General features: G+C 72.4%; 21 protein-coding genes and 1 pseudogene. 12 read left to right on the top strand and 10 right to left on the bottom strand.

Annotated elements, in window-relative coordinates; translation table 11 throughout:
• Positions 1–100 precede the first annotated feature (100 nt).
• A complete protein-coding gene (locus tag ABZW17_RS21380; protein ID WP_354816617.1) occupies positions 101–1,033 on the top strand; it encodes a DUF3800 domain-containing protein in 933 nt (310 codons plus the stop codon).
• 144 nt (positions 1,034–1,177) lie between these two features.
• On the opposite strand, the gene ABZW17_RS21375 is transcribed toward ABZW17_RS21380, so the two are convergent.
• Positions 1,178–1,357, bottom strand: a complete 180-nt coding sequence (locus ABZW17_RS21375; protein WP_354816614.1) for a hypothetical protein — start codon at positions 1,355–1,357, stop codon at positions 1,178–1,180.
• Between the two features lie 220 nt (positions 1,358–1,577).
• Positions 1,578–4,883, bottom strand: a complete 3,306-nt coding sequence (locus ABZW17_RS21370) for a BTAD domain-containing putative transcriptional regulator (RefSeq protein ID WP_354816611.1) — start codon at positions 4,881–4,883, stop codon at positions 1,578–1,580.
• Between the two features lie 25 nt (positions 4,884–4,908).
• Between ABZW17_RS21370 and ABZW17_RS21365 the strand changes: the two genes are divergently transcribed.
• On the top strand, positions 4,909–6,003 hold the full coding sequence (locus ABZW17_RS21365) for a ThiF family adenylyltransferase (protein WP_354816608.1): 1,095 nt from the start codon (positions 4,909–4,911) through the stop codon (positions 6,001–6,003).
• Between the two features lie 3 nt (positions 6,004–6,006).
• Here ABZW17_RS21365 and ABZW17_RS21360 read toward each other — a convergent pair whose 3' ends face one another.
• The gene (locus ABZW17_RS21360; protein WP_354816605.1) at positions 6,007–8,142 is read right to left on the bottom strand and encodes a tetratricopeptide repeat protein; all 2,136 of its coding nucleotides are present in this window, start codon (positions 8,140–8,142) and stop codon (positions 6,007–6,009) included.
• Positions 8,143–8,297: 155 nt separating this feature from the next.
• On the opposite strand from ABZW17_RS21360, the gene ABZW17_RS21355 reads away from it, so the two are divergent.
• Positions 8,298–9,200, top strand: a complete 903-nt coding sequence (locus ABZW17_RS21355; protein WP_354816602.1) for a MarR family winged helix-turn-helix transcriptional regulator — start codon at positions 8,298–8,300, stop codon at positions 9,198–9,200.
• Entirely contained in the window at positions 9,200–10,093 is an 894-nt protein-coding gene (locus ABZW17_RS21350; protein ID WP_354816599.1) for an NAD-dependent protein deacetylase, read from the top strand. The genes ABZW17_RS21355 and ABZW17_RS21350 overlap by 1 nt, the downstream gene beginning before the upstream one ends.
• On the opposite strand, the gene ABZW17_RS21345 is transcribed toward ABZW17_RS21350, so the two are convergent.
• The 3 genes from ABZW17_RS21345 to ABZW17_RS21335 form a co-directional block, all read right to left on the bottom strand.
• A complete protein-coding gene (locus ABZW17_RS21345) occupies positions 10,044–10,625 on the bottom strand; it encodes a TIGR03086 family metal-binding protein (protein ID WP_354816597.1) in 582 nt (193 codons plus the stop codon). The genes ABZW17_RS21350 and ABZW17_RS21345 overlap by 50 nt on opposite strands.
• A gap of 159 nt (positions 10,626–10,784) precedes the next feature.
• Positions 10,785–11,240 carry a group II truncated hemoglobin gene (locus ABZW17_RS21340; protein ID WP_354816595.1) on the bottom strand — a complete coding sequence of 152 codons (456 nt, stop codon included), beginning with the start codon at positions 11,238–11,240 and terminating at the stop codon, positions 10,785–10,787.
• 40 nt (positions 11,241–11,280) lie between these two features.
• Positions 11,281–12,222, bottom strand: a complete 942-nt coding sequence (locus ABZW17_RS21335; RefSeq protein ID WP_354816592.1) for an NAD(P)/FAD-dependent oxidoreductase — start codon at positions 12,220–12,222, stop codon at positions 11,281–11,283.
• Positions 12,223–12,299: 77 nt separating this feature from the next.
• Between ABZW17_RS21335 and ABZW17_RS21330 the strand changes: the two genes are divergently transcribed.
• Positions 12,300–12,884, top strand: a complete 585-nt coding sequence (locus tag ABZW17_RS21330; protein WP_354816589.1) for an XRE family transcriptional regulator — start codon at positions 12,300–12,302, stop codon at positions 12,882–12,884.
• On the opposite strand, the gene ABZW17_RS21325 is transcribed toward ABZW17_RS21330, so the two are convergent.
• The gene (locus ABZW17_RS21325; protein ID WP_354816586.1) at positions 12,881–13,369 is read right to left on the bottom strand and encodes an N-acetyltransferase family protein; all 489 of its coding nucleotides are present in this window, start codon (positions 13,367–13,369) and stop codon (positions 12,881–12,883) included. The two genes, ABZW17_RS21330 and ABZW17_RS21325, sit on opposite strands and share 4 nt — an antisense overlap.
• Positions 13,370–13,387: 18 nt before the next feature.
• Here ABZW17_RS21325 and ABZW17_RS21320 point away from each other — a divergent pair, with 18 nt between their 5' ends.
• Positions 13,388–13,954, top strand: coding sequence for an XRE family transcriptional regulator (locus ABZW17_RS21320; protein ID WP_354816583.1), 567 nt, complete (start codon positions 13,388–13,390; stop codon positions 13,952–13,954).
• Positions 13,955–14,122: 168 nt separating this feature from the next.
• The gene (locus tag ABZW17_RS21315; RefSeq protein ID WP_354816878.1) at positions 14,123–15,613 is read left to right on the top strand and encodes a glycoside hydrolase family 28 protein; all 1,491 of its coding nucleotides are present in this window, start codon (positions 14,123–14,125) and stop codon (positions 15,611–15,613) included.
• Positions 15,614–15,663: 50 nt separating this feature from the next.
• On the opposite strand, the gene ABZW17_RS21310 is transcribed toward ABZW17_RS21315, so the two are convergent.
• On the bottom strand, positions 15,664–15,879 hold the full coding sequence (locus tag ABZW17_RS21310) for a hypothetical protein (protein ID WP_354816580.1): 216 nt from the start codon (positions 15,877–15,879) through the stop codon (positions 15,664–15,666).
• Between the two features lie 136 nt (positions 15,880–16,015).
• Here ABZW17_RS21310 and ABZW17_RS21305 point away from each other — a divergent pair, with 136 nt between their 5' ends.
• The gene (locus tag ABZW17_RS21305) at positions 16,016–17,242 is read left to right on the top strand and encodes an MFS transporter (RefSeq protein ID WP_354816577.1); all 1,227 of its coding nucleotides are present in this window, start codon (positions 16,016–16,018) and stop codon (positions 17,240–17,242) included.
• Here the strand turns inward: ABZW17_RS21305 and ABZW17_RS21300 are convergent.
• Positions 17,191–17,499: pseudogene (locus tag ABZW17_RS21300) on the bottom strand (hypothetical protein); the annotation flags it as partial. The gene ABZW17_RS21305 and the pseudogene ABZW17_RS21300 overlap by 52 nt on opposite strands.
• A 75-nt stretch (positions 17,500–17,574) precedes the next feature.
• Here ABZW17_RS21300 and ABZW17_RS21295 point away from each other — a divergent pair.
• The gene (locus ABZW17_RS21295; protein WP_354816574.1) at positions 17,575–18,474 is read left to right on the top strand and encodes an acetaldehyde dehydrogenase (acetylating); all 900 of its coding nucleotides are present in this window, start codon (positions 17,575–17,577) and stop codon (positions 18,472–18,474) included.
• Positions 18,471–19,502: a 4-hydroxy-2-oxovalerate aldolase gene (gene dmpG / locus ABZW17_RS21290; RefSeq protein WP_354816571.1), complete on the top strand. Its 1,032-nt coding sequence runs from the start codon at positions 18,471–18,473 to the stop codon at positions 19,500–19,502. The genes ABZW17_RS21295 and dmpG overlap by 4 nt, the downstream gene beginning before the upstream one ends.
• Positions 19,503–19,659: 157 nt before the next feature.
• Here the strand turns inward: dmpG and ABZW17_RS21285 are convergent, their stop codons facing one another.
• Positions 19,660–21,177, bottom strand: coding sequence for an FAD-dependent monooxygenase (locus ABZW17_RS21285; RefSeq protein ID WP_354816568.1), 1,518 nt, complete (start codon positions 21,175–21,177; stop codon positions 19,660–19,662).
• 65 nt (positions 21,178–21,242) lie between these two features.
• Here ABZW17_RS21285 and ABZW17_RS21280 point away from each other — a divergent pair, with 65 nt between their 5' ends.
• Positions 21,243–21,866, top strand: coding sequence for a TetR family transcriptional regulator (locus tag ABZW17_RS21280; protein ID WP_354816565.1), 624 nt, complete (start codon positions 21,243–21,245; stop codon positions 21,864–21,866).
• Between the two features lie 81 nt (positions 21,867–21,947).
• Positions 21,948–25,394, top strand: coding sequence for an NACHT domain-containing protein (locus ABZW17_RS21275; protein ID WP_354816562.1), 3,447 nt, complete (start codon positions 21,948–21,950; stop codon positions 25,392–25,394).

Genomic DNA, 25,394 nt, shown 5'->3' with positions numbered 1-25,394 from the left:
TCACCGGACCGGCCGTGGTCGTTAGCCGCCGTGGCCCAACCGTGACCGCGTGCCGCCAAACCGGTCGCCCGCGGCCGGGCCGTCTGGCACGATCGGGCGGGTGCGCCCGGTCGAGATCGCCTGCGACGAGTCGGGCTCGGAGGGCGAGAACCTGCTCGGCGGCGAAACGGACGTCTTCGCCCACGCGGGCGTCCGGATGCCGCCCCTCGAGGCGGCCGCCTGCGTGGGGGAGATCCGCGCCCGGATCGGCTCGCCGGCGGAGGAGTACAAGGCCAACCACCTGCTGCGCGCCAAGCACCGCGCGGTGCTCGAGTGGCTGCTCGCCCCGGATGGCCCCCTGTCCGGCCGCGGCCACGTGCACCTGACCGGCAAGACGTTTTTCGCGGTCCGGGCCATGGTGGCGCTCCTGGTGGGGGACGGCACGGAGGAGATGGCCCGAACCCTCCACCGCACGGGCCCGGCCGCGTTCGGCCCGGCCCGCTGGGCGTACTTCCTGACGGCGTTCACCAGCATCCTGCGGCTGAGGCCCCGCCGCGGCGTGACGACGTCACCGGAGGAGTTCTTCATGCTGGCCGACGAGCTGGCGCGGGTCCCGGGCGAAGCCGGCGAGCTCATCGGCCGGCTCCACGGCGGAGCCGGCCGCGTGGCGGCCTACCGCAGCCGCCTGGCGAGCGACCCGGGCCTGGTCCCGGCGCTGGACCCGCTGGTGCCCGCGGTGATCCACACGGTCCGCCACTGGAGCGCGGACGGCACCCCGGTCGAGCTGGTCCACGACGAGCAGCTGGCCCTGACGGCGGAGCGGGTCCTGCAGCTCAAGAGCACTTTGGGACACCGGCTGGCGGGCGTCCGGTTCGTGGATTCCCGCACCGACGCGCGGGTTCAGATGGCGGACTTCCTGGCGGGGGTGGCCCGTCGTATCGCTTCGGACGAGCTGAACGGCCGCGGGGATCCGGGGTTGACCGCGTTGTTGAGGTCCTTCGTGGACGCCGGATCGGTTTGGGACGGGCCGGCGGGGGCACCCGTCGAAACGTGATGCCGCCCGCCGGCCCTGCCGAAACCCGCCGGTGACCCGCGCATCGACCGAGAATCGCCGAAACGGGTGGCGGGACGACGCACCCTCCTTTGGCGCAGTCCCCACCCGGCTCGACGGGCCGATTCGCGCTACCGCGCTTCTGCCCTAGGCGGCGGTTTCCTCGGGATTCCAATAATCGCGGCCGCATTCGGTCGGGGCGGCGAGGTGCGTCGCCTGCGGGGTGTCGGGCCGTTCTTCCACGGAGTTCTTGTGGCCGAGTGCGAGAACTGCGGCTCCGACGGAGAGTGCCAGTCCGAGACCGGCGACCAACAGGGGTTTGGGCATGGGGGAGGGCTTTCCTTTGCTGTAGTGCTGGGTCGGGTGCAGCTTCGGGAGGAAGCGGCACCCTGAGTGATAAGGCGAGAGCCTAAACCTCTTGTGGGTGACGCGCGATAGTGGGGTCGGCAACCCGAAATGGGTACGGCAGTCTCACTTACTGGAGTCTCGCCTCATTCGTCGACATGGCTACATACCGGCGGTGGTTAATTCAGAGTAACTTTCAGGTTTATCGGGCTGGAGGCGGCTCTGTCAGACTCGCGAGATCGTCAACGAGGTGGCGCTCGCGTTCCTGATTGCCCAGGTCGCCGTAGATGGCCGCCGCCGTCAGCCACCCTTCTTCGGCGGCCGCGAGCCGTCCGGTGTTGTGCAGCGCATGGCCGAGAATGTGCAGTGCGTCGGCCTCGACCGGCGCGGTGTGCGTGCGTCTGGCCAGGCGAATGGCTTGACGCGCGTAGCCGATCGCGGCCGCATGGTCGGCCTCGCGGTAATGGATCAAGGCCAGCACACAGCACGCCCGGGGGCCGACTTCAAGATCGTGGATCCGCTCGACGATCGCCAGCGAACGCAGGCCGTGGTGTCGTGCGTCGGCGTATTCCTGCAGGTCGGCCAGGGTTGCCGCCAGCTCTGCCAGTGTCTCTGCCTGACCGTGCTCGTTGCCGATACCCTCCCGCAGGCTCAGTGCCCGGCGGAACAAGGCGAGGACCTCGTCATGACACCCTTCGGCGCTGCGCAGGGTCACCGCCAAGCGGTGGAGGATCGCCGATTCCGCGCCCGGATTGCCGGTTTCGGCCAGCTGGTCCAGTGCGCGCCGGTACAGGTCGGCCGCTGCTTCGAGATTGCCGACCTCGGCTTCGTAGTTGCCCAGGTTCGACAACGAGATCGCAATCCCCATCGCGCTTTGCGTCCGCTGTGCGAGTGCGGCCGCGAGGTGGAACTGCTGCAATGCCGAATCCCGGTCGCCTAATGCGAAAGTGACCTTTCCATAATCACTTCTCGTTGCTCCCTCGGATTCCAGATCCACCACCGACTGAACCGAAGAAACGGCGACGCGATAAGTGTCACAAAGGTCGCTGTAAAAACCGTAACGACGATAGAGGCCGTACAAATTGTGCGGGATTCGCCACGCGTATTCGTGATAACCCCGCTCTGCTGCCCAGGGAACCAGCTGCGAAAAATTAGTACGCTCGTTCAGGAGGAAACTCGCCGCCGCGCTCTCGGATGCGTGCTCCGCCACCGGTGTGCCGCTCTCCGAGGGCAGCATCGGGACCGGCGGACGGAACGGGAACAGCAACCGGTCGGCGTTGTAGCTGGCGTGTAAGAAATAACTCAACAGCCGCCGCTCGGCGTGCTCCCGGTCGCCCCCCTGTTCGGCGAGTTCGCGGGCGAACGCGCGGAGCAGGTCGTGGATGCGGTAGCGGCCGCGGAATCCCGTGTGGTCGAGGAAGTGGGTGCCGGCGAGGACGTCGAGGGCGTGCTGGACCTCCTTGACCGGTGCGCCGGCCAGGGCGGCCGCCGCGGGCAGGGTCAGTTCCCGGGTCGGGGACAGGCCGATCAGCCGGAACAGTTCGCGGGCCTCGGGCGGGAGGGCGTGGTACGTGACCGAAAACGCCGCCCGGACGTTCGCGGGGGGATCGTCGCCGTCGTCGCCGATGTCGAGCAGGCGGCTCTCGTCCTGCAGTTCGTCGGCGAACTCGGTCAGCGCCGCGCCGCGGCGGCTTTCGATGTGGTGCGCGACCAGTTGCAGCGCAAGGGGAAGCCCGCCGCACAGGGCCGTGATCCGGGTGAGGGCCGCCTGTTCCGCAACGCCCCGGCGGCCGATGCGCCCGGCCAGCAGCTGAGCGGCGTGCTCGTCGTCGAGCGGGGTGACCGAACAGTGCCGTGCCCCGTGCCGGCTCGCCAGCGCGGTCAGCGCCTGGCGGCTGGTGACGAGCACCAGTGACGGCGACAGCGTGAACAGCAGCGGCAGCACGTGGGCTGAGTTCGCGGCGTTGTCGAGCACGACCAAAGTCCGCGTCTCCGCGAGGATTTCGCGCAACTTTCCTTCGCGCCGCGCCCGCGTGGCCAGCCGGGCGATCGGCACGTCGACGGAATCGAGCAGCGCGTCGACCACGTCCGCGGCCTCCAGCGGACGGCTGCCGTCGAAGCCGTGCAGGTCGAGGTACAACGCCGTGTCGACCAGGCCGCCGTACTGCCGGTGCGCCCAATGCACGGCCAGCGCTGTCTTGCCGATACCGGCCAACCCGTCCAGGACGACCACGCCGGGCCGGAACCGGCCCTCGGCGGTGCACGCCAGGCGATCGAGGTGCTCCAGCAGGTCCTGGTGCCCGACGAAATCGGGGGGTGCCGGGGGAAGCAGCGACCGGCCCCGCGGCCGGAACGCCGGGAGCAGGGTGCCCGGCGGGCCGGGGACGGGCCGGTCGGCCGGCGGGCGCGGCGGCGGCAGGGCCTCGAGCCGCTCGGCCGCGCTGCGGGCCCCCGGGCCGGTCCGCCGGCCCGGTTCGGGTGACGCGGTCAGGCTGTTGTAGTACCGGAGCAGGTCCTCGGCCGCGGCCGGGTCGCCTTCGGCCTGGAGGAGCCGGCGGGCGGTGAGGTGGTAGGCGCCCATGTCGTCGGTCAGGCCGAGTTCGCGCAGCACCTGCAGGCGGCGGCGAACCAGCCCGATGTCGGTCCGGTGTTCGCGCTGGAGTTCGTCGAGTTTCCCCAGGGCCGCCTCGAACCGGCCGAGGGCGATCAGTTCGCCCAGCAGCAGTCGGTTCGCCGGCAGCCAGGTGGTGTGCACCGCCGCGTAGCGCCAGTCCCGCGCGCGCTGGGACGTCAGGTCCGCGAGCGGCTGGCCCTGCCACAGGCCGAGTGCGGCGGTGACCATTTCGCAGGCGGCTTCGTGGTCCTGCGCCTTGCTGTACCGCCGAGCCGTTTCGATCATTTCTCCGGCGGCGAAATAGTCGATCGCCGTCCGTTCGACGTCGATCAGCAGTGCGCCGTCGACGGTGCGCAGTGTCGCGGGAACCCCGGCTTCGCGCAGGGCTTTGCCGATCCGCCCGGCGTAGGTGCGGAACGTGGCCACCGGGTCCAGCGGCTCGCGCTCGTCGGCCGACCAGACCCATTCGGCCAGGGGGGTCACCCCCATGCGCACCCTGGGTTGCGTCAGCAACGCCGCCAGCACTTTCTGCAGCTTGGGTGACCCCCATCCGGTGGTCAACTGCCCGTGCATGCGCATGGTTGTCTGCCCGAGAATTCCGAACGCGATCTCCATCCGCCAGCTTTCCCCCCTCCTGGGATTGCTGTGTAGCACCTGCTCGCGCAATTCATTCTGGCATTTCCCGTCGGTGCCGCGCAGCGCTCTGACCAGTGCTGACCTCGTTTTGTCACGTTTGACAGCCGGTTGTTGCGCGGTTGACGCCGGCGTCGGCACGTCGTTGTCAGGGCCGGGTTCCACGCTTGCGGTGTCCGATCGGAAATCCGGCCGAGGGAGACCTGAACCCATGATCGAATTCATTGAAGTGGCACGGGAAACGACCTTCAGCAGCCCCACGCAGCAGAGTTAGGGAGGAGTGGCGATGCGGCGTCCCAGGATCAAACCCGAGCACCTCCCGGTCCGCCACGGCGACGACCGCGTCCGGATCGGCGGCGTCGTGCGCGGCATCGCCGCCGACATCACGGACCCGGACGGCTGGGTGTGGGCGCTGCTGGCCGCCCTCGACGGTTCGAGGACCACGGACCAGGTCGTCGCCGGCCTGGTCCGCCGCCACCCTGCGTTGTCCGCGGGCGATGTCAGGACGGCGGTGGACGACCTCGTCCGGGCCGGGTACGTCGAGGACGCCGCGGAACCGCGCGTCGCCGGGCTGACCGCCGGGGAGCGGGAGCGCTACCGCCGGAGCCGGGCCCTCTTCCGGTGGATGGACCGGACGCCGCGCCGCACGAGCTGGGACACACAGCTGCTGCTGCGCGGTGCGCGGGTCGTGGTGGTCGGGATCGGCGGGGTCGGCTGCACCGCGGCCCAGACACTGGTGGTGTCCGGCGTCGGGCACGTCCACTGCGTCGAGCCCGACGTCGTCGAGCTCTCCAACCTCAACCGCCAGATCCTGTTCACCGAGCACGACCTCGGCCGGCCCAAGGTCGACGCGGCCGTCGAGCGGCTCGGCGCCTTCAACTCGGGAGTCCGGGTGACCGGCGAGCGGTTCACCGTCGACGGCCCCGGGGCGCTGCGGAGGCTCGCGACCGGCTTCGACGTGCTGCTGCTGGCCGCGGACCAGCCCGAGCGGATCCGGTCCTGGGCCAACGAAGCGTGTGTGGCGACCGGGACGGCCTGGGTGCACGGCGGCTACCACGGACCGCAGGTCAGCTGCGGGGTGTACCGGCCGGGGAGCGGCCCGTGCCACGAGTGCGCGCACGTCGCCGAGCGCGAGCGGTGTGCCGGGGAGCCGCCGCTGACCGCTTCGCCGTCGGCCGCCGGGCTCGGCCGGGCACACGCCGCGAACGCCGTGACGGCCGGCGTCGCCGGGCAGCTGGCCGCGCACCTGACGCTCAGCCTGGTCACCGGGGTACCCGCCGTGCGCACCAACTGCGAGTTCGGCTACAACCTCGTCACCCTGCAGGACAGTTTCGCGCTCGGCCCGGAAGAACCGCGGCCCGACTGCCCGGTGTGCGGATGACGGTCACCCGGACCCGAGTTCGCGCGCCCGGCGGTGGAGCGTCCCGGCCCGGTCGGCGTCCCGGTTTTCGAGCAGGGCGGCGGCCTCCGTCAGGGCGTGCGCCGCACGCGTCCGGTCCCCGGTGTGCTCGAGTGAGGTCGCCGCCGTCTCGAGGGCCTGCGCGAGGAGGCTCTCGGTGCCGGCGAGCGTCCGGTACCGCGTGACCGCCTGATCGGCGTACTCGATCGCGGTGCCGTGGTCGCCCAGGCCCTGCAGCGCCACGGCGACGTCGCACAGGGCGTACGCCTCGCCGACGTCGTCGGCGGCCTCGCGGCGCAGGGCGAGTTCGCGTTCGGCGTGGTCGCGCGCCTGCTCGAACTCGCCCAGCCGGACGCTGATCCGGCTGAGATTGCACTCGATGACTGCTTCGGGACGGCCGCCGCCCGCCCGTGGCAGCGCCCGCCGGTAGAACTCCCGCGCCTCGGCGTAGCGCTGCTGCAGGAAGCGGAGCTGGCCCAGGCCGGAGAACGCCACCTGCTGCCGGACCGGGTCGCCGAGCCCGGCCGCCAGCTCCAGCTGACGGCGGAAGTCGGCCTCGGCCGCGTCCCAGCGCCCCAGGTCGGCGAGCGTGTCGCCCCGGAACCCGAGCAGCAGTGCCTCGGCGGCCCGGTTCCCGGCCGCTCTCGCGGCGGCGAGCCCCAGCGATTCGGCCTCGAACCGCACGGACCACGAAGCCTGCTCGCGGAGACTCAGGAACCGGGCGGTGCCGGCCAGGACCAGCGCGGCCTCGGGGTGCTCGGTGGCCGCGCGCAGCACCGCGGTCAGGTTCGCCTGCTCGGTGGTCAGCCACGCGAGGGCCGCGGAACGGTCGGCCAGCGGGAGCTCCGGGCCGGACGGCGGCAGCTCGACGGCGGGGGCCTCCAGCCCGGGGAAGACGAGCCGGTCCGCCGCCCGCGCGGTCCGGGCGTACCACGAGAACAGGCGATCCCGGGCGTGGTGGCGCTCATCCGGGTCGTCGTCCAGCTCGGCGCGGTGGGCGGCGTAGGCGTGCAGCAGGTCGTGGAGCCGGTAGCGCCGGCCGCCGGCGGCCTCGACGAGGTGCACCTCGGCCAGGGCGTCGAGCTGCCGGTACGCCGTGCCGACGTCGACCCCGGCGACCGCCGCGGCGGCGGGCACCCCGAACTCGGCCCCGGGGTGCAGGCCCAGCCGGCGGAACAGGCGGGCGTGCTCGCCCGCCAGCCCGGTGTACGACCAGTCGAACACGGTCCGCACGGCACTGCCTCCGTCCCCGCTGCTGCTCAGCACGTCCAGTCCGGTCCGGTCGGCCACGATGTCCGCGACGACCTCGGCGACGCTGGTGTGGCGCCGGGTGGCGATCCGGGTGGCGGCGATCCGCAGCGCCAGCGGCAGCCGCACGCACACCTCGACCAGATCGGCCACGGCTTCGGGCTCTTCCTCGACCCGCGCGCTCCCGAGGATCCGGCGGAGCAGGACGTCGGCTTCCGCCCGGCTGAACAGGTCCACGGTGAGCTGGCTGGCGGCCTCGGCGACGAGCAGCCCGGTCAGGCTGGCCCGGCTGGTGACCAGCACCAGGCAGCCGGGGGCGCCCGGCAACAGCGGGCGGACCTGCTCGGCGGAGCCGGCGTTGTCCAGCAGGACGAGCACGCGGCGGCCGGCGAGCAGTGAGCGGTAGAGGCTCACCTGGGCGTCCAGCCCGGCCGGGACCCGGTCCTCCTCGATGCCCAGGACGCGCAGGAACGACGTGAGCACCGAACCCGGGTGCACCGGCGCGCTCGGGCCGTAGCCCCGCAGGTCGGCGAAGAGCGTGCCGTCGGGGAAGCGGTGTTCCACCCGGTGCGCCCACCGGACGGCCAGGGTCGTCTTGCCGACGCCGGCGGTGCCGTCGACGGCCGCGATCACCGTCGCGGCCGGCCGGTCTTCGCCGGGCAGGAGTTCGTCGAGGCGGCCGAGCTGGTCGTCGCGGCCGGCGAAGTCCCGGACCGCCGGGGGCAGCAGCCGCGGCACCGGCAGCTTCTCCCGGGGCGCGGAAAGCACCAGCTGCCCGATCGAGCCCGCCTGCACCACGGACCCCGCCACGGTGCCGGGCACCTCGTTGCGCACCGATCCCGTGCCGTGCTCGTGCTCCGGTTCGTCGGCCATCGCATCCCAGCCCGCAGCTCGACAGCAGAACTTCCGGTGTACCGCAAAACCGGCGGCCCCGGGAGCTGGATGTGACACGCCCAACACGCAGTGTCACCTAGTTGATCAGGGCTGTCCGTCGCCCAGAACGCCAATCGCTGACTATAGTCAGAGGAATGGACCAGAGCCTGGTGGACGGCGTCCGGCGGTTCAACCGCACCGTCACGCAGCGGATCGGCGCGCTCGACGACGCCTTCCTCGCCCGCGACCGGCCGCTCGGGCCGGCGCGGGTGCTGTGGGAGATCGGCGTGGCCGGCCGGGACGTCCGCGAGCTGCGCGCGCGGCTCGGCCTCGATTCCGGGTACCTCAGCCGGCTGCTGCGCGGCCTCGAAGCGGACGGCCTGGTGCGCGTCGAGGCCGGCCACGACGACGGCCGCGTCCGCACCGCCCGGCTCACCGAGGCGGGGCTGGCCGAACGCGCCACCCTCGACCGCCGGTCCGACGACGCGGCCGCCGCGCTGCTGGCCCCGCTGTCCGACAGCCGGCGCGCCCGGCTCGTCGCCGCCATGGCCGAGGTGGAACGGCTGCTGACCGCTTCGGCGGTCGACGTCGCGCCCTGCCCGCCCGGGCACGCCGACGCCCGGTTCTGCCTGCGTGCCTACTTCGCCGAGCTGGCCGGGCGGTTCGACGACGGCTTCGACCCGGAGCTCAGCATCTCCGCGGCCGACGCCGAAATGACGCCGCCGGCCGGGGTCCTGCTCGTCGCCCGGCTGCACGGGGAGCCGGTGGGGTGCGGCGCGCTGAAGCTCGCCGGTGCCGCGGGCGCCGAGGTCAAGCGGATGTGGGTGGCGTCGTCCGCGCGCGGCCTCGGGCTGGGCCGGCGGCTGCTGGCCGAGCTGGAGGCGTACGCCTTCGACGCCGGCGTCCGCACGCTCCGGCTCGAGACGAACCGCGCGCTCGCGGAAGCGATCGCCCTGTACCGCGCCGCGGGGTACCGGGAGGTCACGCCGTTCAACGACGAGCACTACGCCGATCACTGGTTCGAGAAGGACCTCGCCGGTCCACGTACCCTGACCTAGTGCGAACCCGGCCCACGCTGTCCTGGACGTCGCCGGACGCGCCGCTGCCGCGGACGTCCGGCCTTGACGAGCTGACCGGCGTCGTCGCGCGCGGCGGGGTGGCCGTGCTCAGCGGGGCCGGCCTGTCCACCGAGTCCGGGATCCCCGACTACCGCGGCGAAAGCGGCAGCCTGCGCCGGCACACGCCGATGACCTACGACGAGTTCGTCGGCAGCGCCGAAGGACGGCAGCGGTACTGGGCGCGCAGCCACCTCGGCTGGCGCACGATCGCCCGCGCCGACCCCAACGACGGTCACCGCGCGGTGACCGCCCTGCGCGAGGCCGGGTACGTCGAGGGCGTCATCACGCAGAACGTCGACGGCCTGCACCAGGCGGCGGGCACCGCGGACGCCGTCGAGCTGCACGGCAGCCTGGACCGGGTGATCTGCCTGGACTGCCGCCGCACGAGCCCGCGCGCGGAGCTCGACCGGCGGCTGCGGGCGGCGAACCCCGGCTTCGCGGGCGAGGCCACCCGGATCAACCCGGACGGCGACGTCGAACTGCCCGCCGACGTCGTGCGCCGCTTCGTGCCGGTGCCGTGCGAGGCGTGCGAGGGCGTCCTCAAACCGGACGTGGTGTTCTTCGGCGAGAACGTGCCGAGGCCGCGGGTCGAGCAGTGCTACCGGCTGGTCGACGCCGCCGCGGCGCTGCTCGTGCTGGGCTCGTCCCTGACGGTGATGTCCGGGCTCCGGTTCGTCCGGCACGCGGCGGGCGCGGGCAAGCCGGTGGTGATCGTCAACCGCGGCGAAACCCGCGGGGACCGCTACGCGTCCGTGCGGGTCGACCGGCCGCTGGGGGACGCGCTCACCGAGCTGGTGGGCCGGCTCGGCGGGGGTCGCGGCCGAACCGCGTGAGCAGCCGGTCCTGGCGGGACGCGCCGGGCGGCGCGGCCGGCGGCTCGGCGAAGATCCCCGGGCCCAGGCCCGCGAAAATCGCGTCGTAATCCTCGTCGATCCACGCGACCAGGCCCGGGTCGAGGGTTTCGCCGGCGCCGAGCGCGCGGGCGAGGTCCCAGGTGTGCACGGTGCTGTCCGTCGTGCGCACGGCCAGGGCGCGCCGGCCGGTGAGCTTGCCGAGCGGGTAGTCGACCACGCGGTCCAGCGCCCCTTCCTCGGCGAAGGCGGCCGCACACGCCCGGACCGAGGCGGTGTAGGCGGAAACGGGATCGTCCCCGAGCGCGTCCTCCTCCCGCAGCGCCAGGAACTCCTCCCGGGTGGCCCCGTGCAGCAGGCCGGCGTAGTTGAGGTTGCCGCGGGTCATGTGGTTGACCAGGGCCCGGACATCCCAGTCCGCGCACGGCGTCGGCGCGCCCCAGCCGCCGGGCCGGACCGCGCGCAGGTGGTGCCCGAAACCCCGGGCGGCGAGGAGGTAGCGGTCGAGGAGCACGGCGGCCAGTCTGGCCCGGCCCGCGCCCGCACGCTCGCGGCTTTCGGACCTCGTGGGCGAACCGGTCCGGGCGGGTGGGGGGAACCCGTCCGGACCGGCTCTGGCGACGGACCTCCACAGCCGGTCGTCGCCTGCAAGACGCGGGGACCGCCTTGGTCGTTACAGCGGCTGCAACCCGTTCCACGACCAGCGCGGCACGGCCAGCCCGGCGGGCACCTCGGCGGGCGGGCCCGGGTAGGTCAGGACCTCCGCCACCGCCCACTCCATGTAGGCGCGCAGGGCCGCGCGGAACTCCGGGTCGGCCGGCAGGCCGGCGTCGTCGGCGGCCTGGACGAAGCAGGCGACGAACCGGCGGCCGAGGTCGCTCATGTCGCCGTTGCCGGCGTGCATCCGCAGCATCGCCGAGTGGTCGCTGCACTCGTCGGAGAACCGCGTCGGGCCGCCCAGCACCTCGGCCCAGTACCAGGCGAGCCGCTCGACGTGCTGCGGGTGCTGATCCTGTTTCGAGAACGGGTGGTTCAGCTCCGGATCGGCCAGGCAGCGCGTGTGGTGGGCGGCGGCCAGCGCGCGGATCGCGGGGTCGCCGCCGGCGAATTCGTAGAGCGTCGGGCGCATCCGCCGAGCCTGGCACGCGGGAGCGCCGGGCGCCAGGACGTCAGCGCACCCCGGCGGCCGCGCGTTCCGCGGCGGGGGAGAAGCCGCCGAGCGCGTCGACCGCCCGCTGCGTGTCCTCGGCGACGAGGTCGTGGTTCAGCGCCGCGGCGGCGGCCGCGCCCTGGGCCGCGGCGATGATCACGGTCGCCCGCGCGTCGGCGACGTTCCCGGCGGTCCACACGCCCGGCACGCTCGTCTTCCCGGACGGGTCGGCCTCGCCTTCGACGTAGCCGAGGCCGCGCAGCAGATCGTCGTGCGGGACGGTCCGGGTGCGCAGGAACAGCGCCGTCCGCGGCACGAACCGGGCCCCGAGCTCGATGCCGGTGAGGCGGCCGTCCTCGCGCCGGACCGCGGTCACGATCCCGTCGACGACCCGGATCCCGCGCGCGTCGAGCCGCTCACGGTCCTCTTCGGACACTTGCGTCGTGTGCGCGAAGTACACGGTGTCCGGCGACCACTGGCGGACGAGCAGGGCGTGCTCGACGCTCGCGGGTTCGGTGCCGAGCACGCCGAGCGGCCGGTCGCGCACCTCGTAGCCGTGGCAGTAGGGGCAGGTGACGGCGTCGGTGCCCCAGCTTTCCCGCAGGCCCGGGAGGTCCGGCAGGTCGTCGTGGACGCCGGTGGCGACCAGGACGCGCCGGGCGGTCAGTGCGCGGCCGCTCGCCAGCTCGGCCGTGAAACCCGGCACGAGCCGGGTCACCCGGTCTTCGAGCAGTTCCACGCCGTAGCCGCGGAGTTCGCCGCGGCCGAGCTCCAGGAGTTCGGCCGGCGGCAGGCCGTCGCGGGAGAGGAAGCCGTGCATGTGGGACGCCGGGGCGTTGCGCGGGGCCCGGGCGTCGACGACGGCGACGCGCCGCCGCGCCCGGCCGAGCATCAGGGCGGCGCTGAGTCCCGCGGCGCCGCCACCCACCACCAGTACGTCGAAGCTGTTGTTTTCGGTCATGCCGCCACCCTGACCCCGCCATCGCGAATCCGACAACTAATGTTGCCGTTTCCGGGACGAGCGGGTTTGCTGGGAGCATGACCGACGCGATCACCCAGGCGCTGGCCGAGGTCGGCCCCCGGCTCAAGCGGGTCCGCACCCAGCGGCGGGTCACGCTGGCCGACCTGTCGGCGGCGACGGGCATTTCGAAGAGCACGCTGTCCCGGCTGGAGTCCGGCCAGCGCAAGCCGAGCCTGGAGCTGCTCCTGCCGATCGCCCAGGCCCACCAGGTGCCGCTGGACGAGCTGGTCGGCGCGCCGGAGGTGGGCGACCCGCGGGTCCGGCTGACCGCGCGCCGCATCCCGCGCCACAACGGCGCGGCGATGACCGTGCTGCCACTGACCCGCCAGCCGGGCGCGCCGCAGGCGTTCAAGATGATCCTCGAGCCGGAGACGGGCGAGCCCGACCCGCAGGTGCACGAGGGCTACGAGTGGCTGTACGTCCTGTCGGGCCGCCTGCGGCTGGTCCTCGCCGACCGCGACATGACGCTGGGCCCCGGCGAGGCGGCGGAATTCGACACGCGGCTCCCGCACTGGTTCGGCGCGGTCGGCCGTCCGGCCGAGATCCTCAGCCTGTTCGGCAAGCAGGGCGAACGGCTGCACCTGCGGGCGAAGTCCCGCTAGCCCAGTTCGCGCTGCAGCAGCAGGGTGTCGAGCCAGCGGCCGTGCTTGAACCCGACGCGGCGCAGCACGCCCGCGTCGGCGAACCCGGCCGCGCGGTGGAGGTTTCGCGACGCCGGGTTGCCGGAGTCGACGACGACCGCGATCGCCTGCCGCGCCCCGGCTTCTTCGCACCGCTTCAGCAGTTCGTCGAGCAGCCGGCGTCCGTGCCCGCGGCCGGCGGCCTCGGCGGCGAGGTAGATCGTCGTCTCCACCGAGTACCGGTACGCCGGTTTCGGCCGCCACGGGGTCGCCAGGGCGTAGCCGAGGACCTCGCCTTCTCCGGCGAGGACGAGGAACGGCCACGCGCGGTCGCGGATCTTCGCGCGCCACTGCTCCGCCGTCGGCGGCGTGGTTTCGAACGTGACGACGGATCCGGTCACGTACGGCGCGAAGACGGCAGCGATGCCTTCGGCGTCGGCTTCCGTGGCTTCCGCTATAGTGGACATAGCCGCTATCATAGAGGAATGATCGATCCGGCGTTGCTCGGCCGCCGCCTGCACGAGCTGCGCGCCGACCGCGGCCTCGCGCTGGCCGCCCTGGCCCGCCAGGCGGGTGTCAGCGTGAGCATGCTGTCGGCCATCGAGCGCGGCGAGAAGACGCCGACGATCGTGGTGCTGTCCCGGATCGCCGACGGGCTCGGGCTGTCGGTCTCCCGGCTGCTGGCCGACCTGGAGACCGACCGCGTGATCGTCCGCCGCGCGGCGGAGCAGGACCACGTCGCCGAACCCGGCGGCTGGCACCGGACGGTCCTGACCCCGGTCGTCCCCGGCGTCAACTTCGAGTGGATCCGCACGACCCTGCCACCGGGCTGCGACGCGGGCGGCTTCCCGGCGTACGCGCCGGGGTCGCACGAGTTCGTCGCCGTCGAGGCGGGGGAGCTGTGCCTCGGCGTCGGCGATGCGGAGTACGTCCTGGCGGCCGGCGATTCGGTGTACTTTCCCGCCGACGTCGGGCATTCCTACGCCAACCGCGGCGAGCACCCGTGCGTGTACTTCGTCGCCGCACTGATCATGCGCCCGCGGGTGGCTTGACTCATCCGATCATTTGCCCTTAGCTGAAGACGCATTCCCGATCCGCCGTCGGAGGCACCTTGACGGGCCTTCGCCGTTGCGAAGTAGGGAGCTGGAGTGGGAAGAGCGTTGAGCCGCCGCCGTGTCGTCGCCTGGGGAGCCGCGGGCGCTGCCGGTGCCGCCCTGCCAGTGGTCGGACCTCCGGCCGCCGGTGCCGACGAACTGTCCGGCGCGCCGGGCCGGTTCTTCGACGTCACGAAGTTCGGCGCGAAGGGCGACGGGCGCACCATCGACACCGCCGCGATCAACCGCGCGATCGACGCGGCCGCCGTCCACGGCGGGACCGTGTACTTCCCCGCCGGGACGTACGCGAGCTATTCGATCCACCTCAGGAGCAACATCGCGCTGTACCTCGGCGCGAACGCGACGATCCTGGCCGCCGCCCCGGCCGGCGGGCGCGGCTACGACCCCGCCGAACCCGGCGCGGGCAACCCGTACCAGGACTTCGGGCACAGCCACTGGCACAACAGCCTGATCTGGGGCGAGAACCTGGAGAACGTCACCATCGAGGGTCCCGGCAAAATCGACGGCCAGGGTCTGGTGGCCGGCGGCAGCGCGGAATCCGCGCCGCTCAACGGGAACAAGGCGATCGCGCTCAAGCTGTGCCGCAACGTCGCGATCCGCGACATCACGATCGTCAACGGCGGGCACTTCGGCATCCTGCCCACCGGCGTCGACAACTTCCGCATCGACGGGCTGGTGATCGACACCAACCGCGACGGCATCAACATCGACTGCTGCAAGAACGTCCGGATCGCCAACACGACCGTGAACTCGCCCAACGACGACGCCATCGTGCTGAAGAGCACCTACGCGCTGAACCAGGTGCGCGACACCGAAAACGTCACCATCGACAACTGCTTCGTCAGCGGCTACGACCTCGGCACCCTCGTCGGCGGCACGTATAAGACGTCGGCGTACGGCCGCACCGGCCGCGTCAAGTTCGGCACCGAGTCCAACGGCGGGTTCCGCAACATCGCGATCTCGAACGTGGTCTTCGAACACTGCCGCGGCCTGGCCTTGGAGACGGTCGACGGCGGGTGGCTGGAGGACGTCACGATCAGCAACCTGACCATGCGCAACGTCCAGATGCCGCTGTTCCTCCGGCTGGGCGCGCGGATGCGCGGCCCGGCGGGCATCCCGGTCGGGTTCCTGCGGCGGGTGAGCATCAGCGACGTCACCACGATCGACGCCGACCCGCGGTACCCCTCGTGCCTGGCCGGGATCCCGGGCCACCCCATCGAAGACGTCAAGCTGAGCAACATCCGACACCACCTCGCCGGCGGCCTGACCCCGGGCGACGCGGTGGCGGACCCGCCGGAGCTGGAAACCGCTTACCCGGAGCCGTCGATGTTCGGGACGCTGCCCGCGTACGGCTTCTTCGTCCGCCACGCCCGCGGGATCAGCTGGGACAACGTGGACGTGCGGTTCGGCAAGCCCGACACCCGCCCCGCGTTCGTGCTGCGGGACGTGACCGACGCCGACGTCCACCACAGCCGTGCGGACCAGGTGGCGGGCACGCCGACGTTCGTGCTCGACGGCGTCGACGACTTCCGGGTGAGTGACGGCCGCCCGGTGCCGGAGGCGCGGGTCGACCACGCGGATCACCGGGAACTGTAGGAACTTCCGGCCGGGTCCCGCCGCCGCCGCGGGACCCGGCCGGGGCCGGCTCAGCGGCCGCGCAGCTTCGGCCGGGCCAGGCCGACCACGGAAAGCGCCACCAGCGCCACCGCGGCCACGGCGGCGATCACGGTGAGCACGGGGGCGCGGCCGTCCGTGCCGGTCAGGGTGAGGATGCTGGATACGAGCAGGACCGCGCCCACGCCCAGGTACAACCAGCACAGCGAAGCCGTGTTCGGGATGACGTGCCAACGCCGTTCGGCCATCGGAACCTCCTCGATCGGGTGCTTTTCCCGAACTGCCCCGAACCGGAGTCGATCAAACCGGCGGGAATCCGACGGGACCCCGAGCTGTCGCGAATCCGCCAGCGCCCGCGGTCCGCCACCGGGTTCAGTGGGCACCATGAGCGCACCCCCACCCCGGTGGCCCGCCGTTTTCGCGGTCACCACCGGCATTTTCGTTGTTGTCACCACCGAAATCCTGCCGATCGGGCTGCTGACGCCGATCGCGGCCGGGTTCGGTGTCCCGGCCGGCACCGCCGGCTGGACGATGACCGTGCCCGGCTTCGCCGCCGCGGTGGCCGCGCCGGTGGTCACCGCGGCGACCGGCCGGCTCGACCGGCGCCCGATGCTGGCCGGCCTGCTGGTCCTGCTCGCGGTGGCCGGCGTGCTGGCCGCCGCCGCGCCCGCGTTCTGGGTACTCCTGACCGCCCGTCTCCTCGTCGGCGTCGTCATCGGCGGGTTCTGGTCGATCGGCGCCGGCCTGGCGCCCCGGCTCGTCGGGACGGCGGCCGCCGCGCGGGCGACGGCGGTGATCTTCTCGGCGGTGCCCCTCGGTTCGGTGCTCGGCGTGCCGCTCGGCACCCTCGTCGGGCAGCTCGCGGGCTGGCGGACGGCGTTCCTGCTGCTCGGCCTGCTGAGCCTCGCCACCGCCGTCGCGCTGCTGCTCGTCACGCCGTCCCTGCCGGCCGAGCGGATCACCCGGCTGAGCGTCCTCAGTGGACTGTTGCGGCGGCGCGGTGTCCGAAGTGGACTGGTGGTGACCTTCCTCGTCGTCTTGGCCCACTTCGGCACCTACACCTACGTCACCCCGCTGCTGCGGGACGTCGTCCGGCCGGAGGTGCTCAGCGCCTACCTGCTCGCCTACGGCGTCGCCGGGGTCGCGGGGACCTTCCTGGCCGGGCGGCACCGGGCCGGCTTCGCCGTCGCGGCGGCGCTGATCGCGGTGTCGGTCTTCGCCCTGCCGCACACCGGCCCGGCCGGGGCACTGGTGACCCTCGTGGTCTGGGGCGCGGCCTACGGCGCGGTGCCGGTCGGCGCCCAGGCCTGGTTCGCGCGCGCGGCCCCCGACGCCCCCGAGGCGGCGACCGTCCTGTTCACCGCGTCCTTCCAGGCCACGCTCTCGGCCGGGGCGCTGGCCGGCGGGTTCGTGGTGGACGCCGTGTCGGTGCCGGCCGTCATGACGTGCGGGGGAGTGGCCGCGCTGGGTGCCGCGGCGGTGATTCAGGGCGCGCGCCGCACCGGCGGCCCGGCCCGCAGCGCCCGCGGGATCTCGGCGACGGCGTCGACGACTTCGAGCAGCCGCTCGAGGTCCCCGGCAGCGGCCGCCGAATCGAGCTCGACCGAGTAGGTGATGCCGGTCGACACCCAGGTCGCCGTGTCGAAGCCGCCGGTGGCGCGCACCCGCACCCCGGCGAGCTCGATGCCGAGCCGCCCGGCCTCGCGGTACAGGTCGTTGAGGACGCACCCGGCCGCGGCCAGGTGCAGCAGGTGGCCGCCGGTGAACTCGGTGTCCACGCTGACCCCGGCGGCGGTCCAGCGGTGCGGGAACCGCACGCCGGTGCCGCTGAGCAGCGACCCGGCGCCGGCCACGACGTCGAATGCCATGGGGACAGTGTCGGCGTTCCGTTGGCCGGAACACAAGGCTGTCCCGACCGGACGGCCCGGTGCGACGGTCGGGACATGGCTCCCGTGATGGCGGCGATCGTCGGCCCCGGCAACATCGGCACCGATCTGCTGGCGAAGCTGCGGCGCAGTGACGTGCTCGAAGTCGGTTACGTGGCCGGGGTGGTCGAGTCGGACGGCCTCGACCGCGCCCGGGCGCAGGGGATCGCGGCGTCCGCCGAGGGCGTCGACTGGCTGCTGCGCCAGGATCCCCGGCCGGAGCTGGTCTTCGAGGCCACGTCGGCGAAGGCGCACGCCGCGAACGCCCCGCGGTACGCGGAAGCCGGCATCCAGGCGATCGACCTGACCCCGGCGCACCTCGGCCCGATGGTGTGCCCGCCGGTGAACCTCGGCGCGCACCTCGACGCGCCGAACGTCTCGATGATCACCTGCGGGGGTCAGGCCACGATCCCCATGGTGCACGCGGTTTCCCGGGTGACGCCGGTGCCGTACGCGGAGATCGTCGCGTCGGTGGCGTCACGCGGAGCCGGTCCGGGGACGCGGGCGAACATCGACGAGTTCACGCGCACGACGTCGCAGGCGGTGGCCGAAATCGGCGGCGCCGGGCGCGGCAAGGCGATCATCATCCTCAACCCGGTCGAGCCGCCGATGATCATGCGCGACACGGTGTTCTGCGCGATCGGCCTCGACGCCGACCGCGACGCCGTCACCGCGTCCATCCACGAGATGGTCGAAGAAGTGCAGAAGTACGTGCCCGGCTACCGGCTGCGGGCGGATCCGCAGTTCGACGACGCCCGCGAGGACTGGGACGGCAACGCGCGGGTCGGCATCTTCCTCGAGGTCCGCGGCAACGGCGACTACCTGCCCGAGTACGCCGGCAACCTGGACATCATGACCGCCGCGGCGGCCCGCGTCGGCGAGCTGATGGCGCGCGCGAAGCAGGAGGTTTCAGCATGACCAGGCCGGAGTTGCGCCACGACGTCCGGATCGTCGACACGACACTGCGCGACGGCAGTCACGCGATGGCCCACCGCTTCACCGGGCAGCAGGTGCGGGACACCGTCCGCGCGCTCGACCGCGCGGGGGTCGAGGTGATCGAGGTGACCCACGGCGACGGCCTCGGCGGATCGTCGTTCACCTACGGCTTTTCCGCCGTCGACGAGCTGGAACTGATCGCCGCGGCGCGCGAAGAGGCGAAGCAGGCGAAGATCGCGGTGCTGCTAGTCCCGGGCATCGGCACCGCGGAGGACCTGCAGCGCGCGTTCGACGCGGGTGCGGAGATGGTCCGCGTGGCCACGCACTGCACCGAAGCCGACGTCTCGCCGCAGCACTTCGGCCTGGCGCGCGAACTCGGGATGGAGACGGCCGGGTTCCTGATGATGGCGCACCGGACGCCGCCGGAGGACCTGGCGAAGCAGGCGCGGATCATGGTGGACGCGGGCTGCCAGGCGGCGTACGTGACGGACTCGGCGGGGGCGCTGTTGATGCACGAGGCCCGCGCCCGGTTCGAAGCGCTGGTCGCGGAGGTCGGCGACACGGCGTGGGTCGGCTACCACGGGCACCAGAACCTGTCGCTCGGCGTCGCGAACTCGGTGCTGGCGTACGAGGCCGGCGTCCGGTACGTCGACGGGTCGCTGTGCGCGCTCGGCGCGGGCGCGGGCAATTCCCCGACGGAGGTCCTGGCGGCGGTGTTCGACCGCCTGGGGATCGACACGGGCCTCGACGTCGGCGCGTTGCTGGACGCGGCCGAGGAGGTCGTCCGCCCGTACCTGCAGCGGTGGCCGAAGCTGGACCGCAACGCGATCGTCCAGGGCTGGGCCGGGGTGTATTCGAGCTTCCTGCTGCACGCGGAGCGCGCGGCGGAGCGCTACGGCGTCCCGGCGCAGGCGATCCTGCGCCGCTGCGGCGAACTCGCGCTGGTCGGCGGCCAGGAGGACATGATCATCGATGTCGCGGTACAGCTGGCGGCCGGGGAAAAGGGCTAGATCGGGCGGATGGTGGTCACCGGCAATCGCAGCCAGGGCCGGAACCGGCTCGCGATCGCCTACGTGATCGAACACCGCAGCGGGGTCTGCACCCGGCTCGCGACGAAACTCGCCGCCCGGCTGTAGGGCGCGCCGGGAGCCCGGCGCGCCCGCCGCGTCAGACGGGCTCGCCGAACCACCGGCGCAGCGCGGCGTCCAGGCCGTCCGCCGAACCGTCGTCGCGGGCCCAGGCGATGTGACCGTCCGGGCGCACCAGCACGCCGGTCGGGGCCGCGTCGCCCACGCACTTCGCCGTCAGCACCTTCACCCGGCCGGCCCACCCCGCCGCCGTGTCGGGCAGCTCGGTGTTCTCGGCCAGGTCCAGCAGGAGCGCCTGGCCGTCGTGGAGGTGCTCGCCGAGCCGGGTGCCGTCGGCGAAGGCGAAGTCCGGCGCCGCGCGGCCGGTGAGGTCGTGCTCCCCCTCGATCGGGTACCGGTGCAGCACACCGGAAAGCTTCTTCGCCAGGTACGTGGCGCCGTCGCCGGTGTGCAGCAGGTCGTCGACGACCCGGCGTAGCGCCTTCGTCCGCACGTCGCTGCGCATCAGCGCGACCTGCGCCCGGGTCCACTCGAGCACCCACTCGCCGATCGGGTGACGCTCGGTCGTGTAGCTGTCGAGCAGGCCCGAGGGCGCCCAGCCGTGGATCGTCGCGGCGAGCTTCCAGCCCAGGTTGACCGCGTCGCCGATGCCGAGGTTGAGGCCCTGCCCGCCGAAGGGCGAGTGGACGTGCGCCGCGTCGCCGGCCAGGAGCACGCGGCCCTGGCGGTAGGTGCTCGCCTGCCGCGCGTTGTCGGTGAAGCGCGTCGCGCTGTGGACCTTCGTGACCCGGACGTCCGCACCGGAGACGCGCCGGAAGCTGTCTTCGAGCTCCTGGGCGGTGATCGGCGCGTCGCGGTCCGCGGGCGGCCCGTCGAACTCGACGGTGAGGAACCGGCCGGGCATGGGCCCGTGGACGTAGAGGCCGCCGGAGCCGTGCTGCCAGCCGCCGGGCAGCGCGTCCGCGCCGGTGAGCTCGGCCATCGCCTGGCGCCCGGTGACGGCGGGATCGGTCCCGGGGAAGTCGAAGCCCGCCAGCTTCCGGACCCGGCTCCGCCCGCCGTCGGCCCCGACGAGCCAGCCGGCCCGCACGGACCCGCCGTCCCCGAGGTGCACGGTGACGCCGTCGTCGCCGGCGTCGAACCCGGTCAGCTCGACGCCCCGCCGGATCTCGACCCCCAGGTCGGTGGCGCGCCGGGCCAGGATCGCCTCGACGGCCTGCTGCTGGATCACGACCACCCGGGCGGCGGGCCCGACGTCCCGGAAGTCGGCGTCGCCGAAGTCGACACCGTCGGAGGTGACCATGATCCCGGCGAAGTGCCCCACCGGGATCATCCCCTTCGGTCCGCCCCCGCCCCGGGATTCGAGGAACTTCTTGATCTGCGCGTGGTTCTGCTGCACGACCTCGTCGATGGCGGGCAGCAGCCCCCGCCGGTAGAAGGCTTCGGCCGTGGTCAGGTTCACCGACCCGGCCTTGATCGTCTGGTCCGGCTCGGGCAGCCGTTCGACGACGAGCACGTCCACGCCCGCCAGCCGCAGTTCGCAGGCCAGCATCAAGCCGACCGGTCCGCCCCCGGAGATCACCACATCCCTGTTCATGGCTCCGATGATGCCGCGAAACTTTTACCGAGTCAAACTTTGAGCTCGGTCTATACTCTCGGCTCATGGCGGATCACGGACTGCGCGAGCGGAAGAAGCAGGCCACCCGCCTGCTGATCTCGAACGTCGCCACGGGCCTGTTCATCCAGCGCGGCTTCGAGGAGGTGACGGTGGCGGAGATCGCGGAGGCGGCGGGCGTCTCGAAGATGACGGTGTTCAACTACTTCCCGCGCAAGGAGGACCTGTTCCTGGACCGCCACGCGGACCGCCTGGCCGAGCTGACCGCGGTGATCCGCGACCGCCCGGCGGGGGTTTCGGCGTGCGAGGCGTTGCGCCGCCACCAGCATTCGCTGCTGTCCTCGGGCCACCCCCTGTCCGGAGCCATCGCCGGCGGCCCGGGGTTCTGGTGGGTCCTGACCTCGAGCCCGGCGTTGACGGCACGGTGGTACGAGCAGGAGCGAGAAATCGCGACGGCGTTCGCGGAGGTCCTGGCGGAGGAGTCGGGGGAGGCGTTCCGGTCCCGGATGGTGGCCGGACTGCTGACGACAGCGATCACGACGATCTTCGCGCACGCGATGGGCCGGATCGTGGCGGGAGACGACGCGGAGTTCGTGCGGGAGGAGCAGGGGGAGGTCATCGACCAGGCGTTTGACCTGGTGGAGCACGGGGTGGGCGATTTTCCCGGCTGAGCGGCTGGAACCGGCGTTGGTGCGCCGCTAGGTTTGACCGCATGCCTGCTCCGATCCCCGCGCCCGCCTTCTGAGCGGCCGATGACCGAGTACCGCAACGAAATCAAGGACGGGACGTTCTCCGCGCCGGTGGTGCAGGCGGGAAGCATCGGGCGGCTGAACATCCACGTCGGCGCCGAAACCCCGCTCCCGCCGCCGCTGACGTCGTGGGACGACCGGCCGGAGCTCACTCCGCAGCTCCGGGATGTGCTGGCCGCGCAGCAAAGCGCCACCGAGTCCCTGCCCTACAAGCTCCTCGGCGTCCGGCAACCGGAGCTCACGAAGGTCTACGTGCAGCAGACGATGCGGGCCCAGGCCACCGACCGGCTGGGCGAATCCGAGCGGTGGCCCGGGGATCCCGACCGCCGGACCGGGGACGTGCCGGGCGAGCGCACCCTGACCATGACCGAGGCGCTCAACCGGGGCGGGCACCTCATGATCACCGGCGAGCCCGGGGCGGGGAAGTCGACCGTCGGTTACATGTACGTCCAGCAGATCTCGGAGTACTGGCTCGGGGGTGACGAAGGTCAGCCGCCGGTGGCCGAGCCGGTGCTGCCGTTGCGCGTTCCGGCGCGGGCGCTGGCCGAAAACGCGGCCTGGGGAGAGCTGCTGGCGTCCGGGCTCGAGGCGGTGCTGGGCCGGATGCTCGACGAAAAGCCCCGGCCCGAGCTGCTGGCCCGCCGCGCGCTGGGGGCCCGCTGGCTCGTGTTCGTCGACGGCCTGGACGAGATCGTCGAACCGCAGGCCCGCGCCCACGTCATCGCCGCGCTCGCCCACCGCATCCGGCGGAGCACGGACCACCGGCTCGTGATCACGACCCGCCCGCTGCCGCACAACGAGCTGGTCCCGCTCGAGCGCGCCGGCATCGACACCGTGGAGATCCAGCCGTTCAGCCCCGGCGAGCTGGAGGACTTCGCCCGCGCCTGGTTCCGGGCCCAGAACCCGCTCACCGCGGCCAAGGGCGCCGCGGAGTTCGTGCGTCAGGTGCGGGACAGCAGGCTGCGCGAGCTCGTCCGCAACCCGCTGCAGGCCACCATCGCCGCCATCACGCACACCCTCGAACCCGGCCGGCCGCTGCCCAACAGCCGGATCGATCTCTACGACCGCTTCATGGCCTACCTCCTCGACGAGAAGGCCAGCCGCCGCGACACCTTCGCCGAGCTGCGCCGCGGCGCGCACGACGACCCGCAGCGCCTGGCTCTGCTGGACTGGTTGCGGCAGCACCGCGCCGAGATCGTCGAACACCTCGCCGTGCACCGCCTGGAGAGCGAATCGTCCCTGATCGACGCGGCACGGGACTGGATCACCGGCCGGCACGCCGAGGTCGCGCACGGGTGGCCGGAGGATCTCCGCGCCATCCTGGCCGGCACGGGTGTCTTCGTGTCGTCGGAGGACGACCTGCGGTTCCGGCACCATTCCTTCGCGGAGTTCCTCGCCGCCCGGTCCCGCGCGGGCGAGATCCCGGCCGAGTTCCCGGACCTGGAGGAGTGGATCGAACGCGGGCTCAGCGGCGCGAAGCGCGTCTTCGCGCTGTTCACGTTCGTGCTGTGGGGCCGCGAGAACAACGACGTCGGCCGCATCCTGCGGAAGCTCCTGGAGGGAACGGGCGACCGGGTGCTGCTCGCGGGGCGGCTGATCAGCGAAGGCATCGACGTCGACGAGGACCTCACCGCGGCCGTGGTGAACCGGCTCTTCGACCTGCTGGTCTGCCAGGGAGCGCGAAAGGATCCGTGGGACGACCTGGAGTCGGTCGGCGAGGTGCTGAGGTTGTTCATGCCTCAGACGCTCGGGCCGGTCGCGCTCGATCGCTTGCGTGCGCTGCGCGACCACCCCGACCTGGCGGAGGCCACCCGGATCGAAGCGGCCGCCGTGCTCGGCCGGCTCACCGATGCGGAAGGCGTGGCCTCGTGGCTCGAAGAGTTCCTCCAGCTCGCCACCCTGTCCGGTGTGAAGCGCGGCGCCGAAGTGCTGCAGGACCTCGTCGCCGATGGTGCCGAACGCGTCGAAAACCTGATGATCCTGCTGGCGGCGACGACCGAGCACGATCTTGTGCGCACCATGGCGCTGATTTCCGTCCTGCTCGACGCCGACCGGACCGCGTCGGCGGCCAAGATGGTCCGCGGCCTGGTGGGCAAGCTCCGTCTTGGTCCGGCGGTCCAGGGTGACCCCTTCGGGTACGGCGACGGGGACAGCCGGCTGGCGGATTCGTGGGAAGACGGTGCCGCGAACTGGGGTGTGCTCGCGGAACTCGCCGGGCGAGCGGGGTGCCGTGCGGAGGCGTTGTGGGCCGCTCGCCGGGCGTTCGCCTCGACCTATCTGAGCTCCCGGGAATTCCGGGATGCGGTGGACGCAGTTCTCGAGGTGGGCGGGCCCGACGCCGTCACCGAGGTCGTCGCCGCGACCGCCGGCCGGCCGACGAGCCATCTGGTGCAGGCGGCTTTTGCCTTGCAGGCCAAACTGCACTCGGCTGACGCCTTGGAGCTCGCGCGCCAGGTTCTCGCCAACCCGAACGCGGGAGAACTCGTGGTGAGCCGGGCCGCCCGGATCTTCACCGCCTGCGACGCCACGGACGTCCTGCTGGAGCAGGTGGAGAGTCTGCCGCACTTCGGCGCCCTACGCCTGGTGAAGATCGCTTCGTCGCTTCCCGAGGAGAAACAGTTTCCGACGGTCCGGGAATCGGCGCGTCTTGCCCTTGTCGACGGCGCGGTGGACCAGTGGATCTTTTCGAGCGCTTGCCGAATACTGCTCAGCGGCGGCGCTCAGGATCAGACAGCGGCGCGGGCGGTCTACGAGGCCAGCCTCGACCGCGGTCCCGATTTCTGGGCGGAAGCCGCCGTGGCGCTGTGCGCATCCGGCCACGACGAACTGGGCGAAGACCTGATCACCAAGGTGCGTTCCGAAGGGGAAGTGGACGCTTGGGTGGACGTCGCCGCTGACCTCGTCGAGAAAGAACAGCCGGATCAGGCGATGGACCTGCTCACGGCCGCCGCGGCGGCGATCTCGGACTGTTCGGAGTACCGGCAGTGGCGGCTCATCAAGGCGATGTCCGAATGCGGCCGCAAGGACGAATCGATCGATGCAGCCAAAAGGGCCGTGGTCGAGGGCCTCGACGGCTTCTGGCTGGGGGAATGTGTCGAGGTGTGGATTCAGGCGGGCGGCGCAGCCGCCGCGGAAGGAATCTTGGCGGAGTTGTCGGCCCGCGACGTCCGCGCTGACCAGCGAATGAAGGTCGCGGACCAGTTCGCCGAGGCCGGGCTGCCGGCACCGGCGGTCGAAGCGTGGCTGAACGTGCTCAGGTACCACGGAGATGCCGTGGATCAGGGTGTGCTGGCCGCATCTTGCCTGGTGAAGTGCGGGTACCGCGCCGAGGCCGCCGCGCTGTTGACCGAGTCGCTCGGCGACAGGCGGCTCCCGGCCGCAACCCGCGAACGGCTCCGATCGTTGCACGCGTGGGTCACAACAGGTCCAGAAACGGATAAGAGCCGGTAG

This window comes from Amycolatopsis sp. NPDC004625 (genome assembly GCF_040609695.1).
Taxonomy (GTDB): domain Bacteria; phylum Actinomycetota; class Actinomycetes; order Mycobacteriales; family Pseudonocardiaceae; genus Amycolatopsis.
The sequence above is the reverse complement of the archived record's forward strand: the minus strand, read 5'-3'. Positions and strand labels throughout refer to the sequence as shown.

Bases quoted from the DNA above. Each gene is read 5' to 3' on its own strand.
- ABZW17_RS21375 (WP_354816614.1), bottom strand. From the start codon at position 1,357: ATGCCCAAACCCCTGTTGGTCGCCGGTCTCGGACTGGCACTCTCCGTC.
- ABZW17_RS21365 (WP_354816608.1), top strand. From the start codon at position 4,909: ATGCGGCGTCCCAGGATCAAACCCGAGCACCTCCCGGTCCGCCACGGC.
- ABZW17_RS21360 (WP_354816605.1), bottom strand. From the start codon at position 8,142: ATGGCCGACGAACCGGAGCACGAGCACGGCACGGGATCGGTGCGCAAC.
- ABZW17_RS21355 (WP_354816602.1), top strand. From the start codon at position 8,298: ATGGACCAGAGCCTGGTGGACGGCGTCCGGCGGTTCAACCGCACCGTC.
- ABZW17_RS21340 (WP_354816595.1), bottom strand. From the start codon at position 11,240: ATGCGCCCGACGCTCTACGAATTCGCCGGCGGCGACCCCGCGATCCGC.
- ABZW17_RS21335 (WP_354816592.1), bottom strand. From the start codon at position 12,222: ATGACCGAAAACAACAGCTTCGACGTACTGGTGGTGGGTGGCGGCGCC.
- ABZW17_RS21330 (WP_354816589.1), top strand. From the start codon at position 12,300: ATGACCGACGCGATCACCCAGGCGCTGGCCGAGGTCGGCCCCCGGCTC.
- ABZW17_RS21325 (WP_354816586.1), bottom strand. From the start codon at position 13,369: ATGTCCACTATAGCGGAAGCCACGGAAGCCGACGCCGAAGGCATCGCT.
- ABZW17_RS21320 (WP_354816583.1), top strand. From the start codon at position 13,388: ATGATCGATCCGGCGTTGCTCGGCCGCCGCCTGCACGAGCTGCGCGCC.
- ABZW17_RS21310 (WP_354816580.1), bottom strand. From the start codon at position 15,879: ATGGCCGAACGGCGTTGGCACGTCATCCCGAACACGGCTTCGCTGTGC.
- ABZW17_RS21305 (WP_354816577.1), top strand. From the start codon at position 16,016: ATGAGCGCACCCCCACCCCGGTGGCCCGCCGTTTTCGCGGTCACCACC.
- ABZW17_RS21295 (WP_354816574.1), top strand. From the start codon at position 17,575: ATGGCTCCCGTGATGGCGGCGATCGTCGGCCCCGGCAACATCGGCACC.
- dmpG (WP_354816571.1), top strand. From the start codon at position 18,471: ATGACCAGGCCGGAGTTGCGCCACGACGTCCGGATCGTCGACACGACA.
- ABZW17_RS21285 (WP_354816568.1), bottom strand. From the start codon at position 21,177: ATGAACAGGGATGTGGTGATCTCCGGGGGCGGACCGGTCGGCTTGATG.
- ABZW17_RS21280 (WP_354816565.1), top strand. From the start codon at position 21,243: ATGGCGGATCACGGACTGCGCGAGCGGAAGAAGCAGGCCACCCGCCTG.
- ABZW17_RS21275 (WP_354816562.1), top strand. From the start codon at position 21,948: ATGACCGAGTACCGCAACGAAATCAAGGACGGGACGTTCTCCGCGCCG.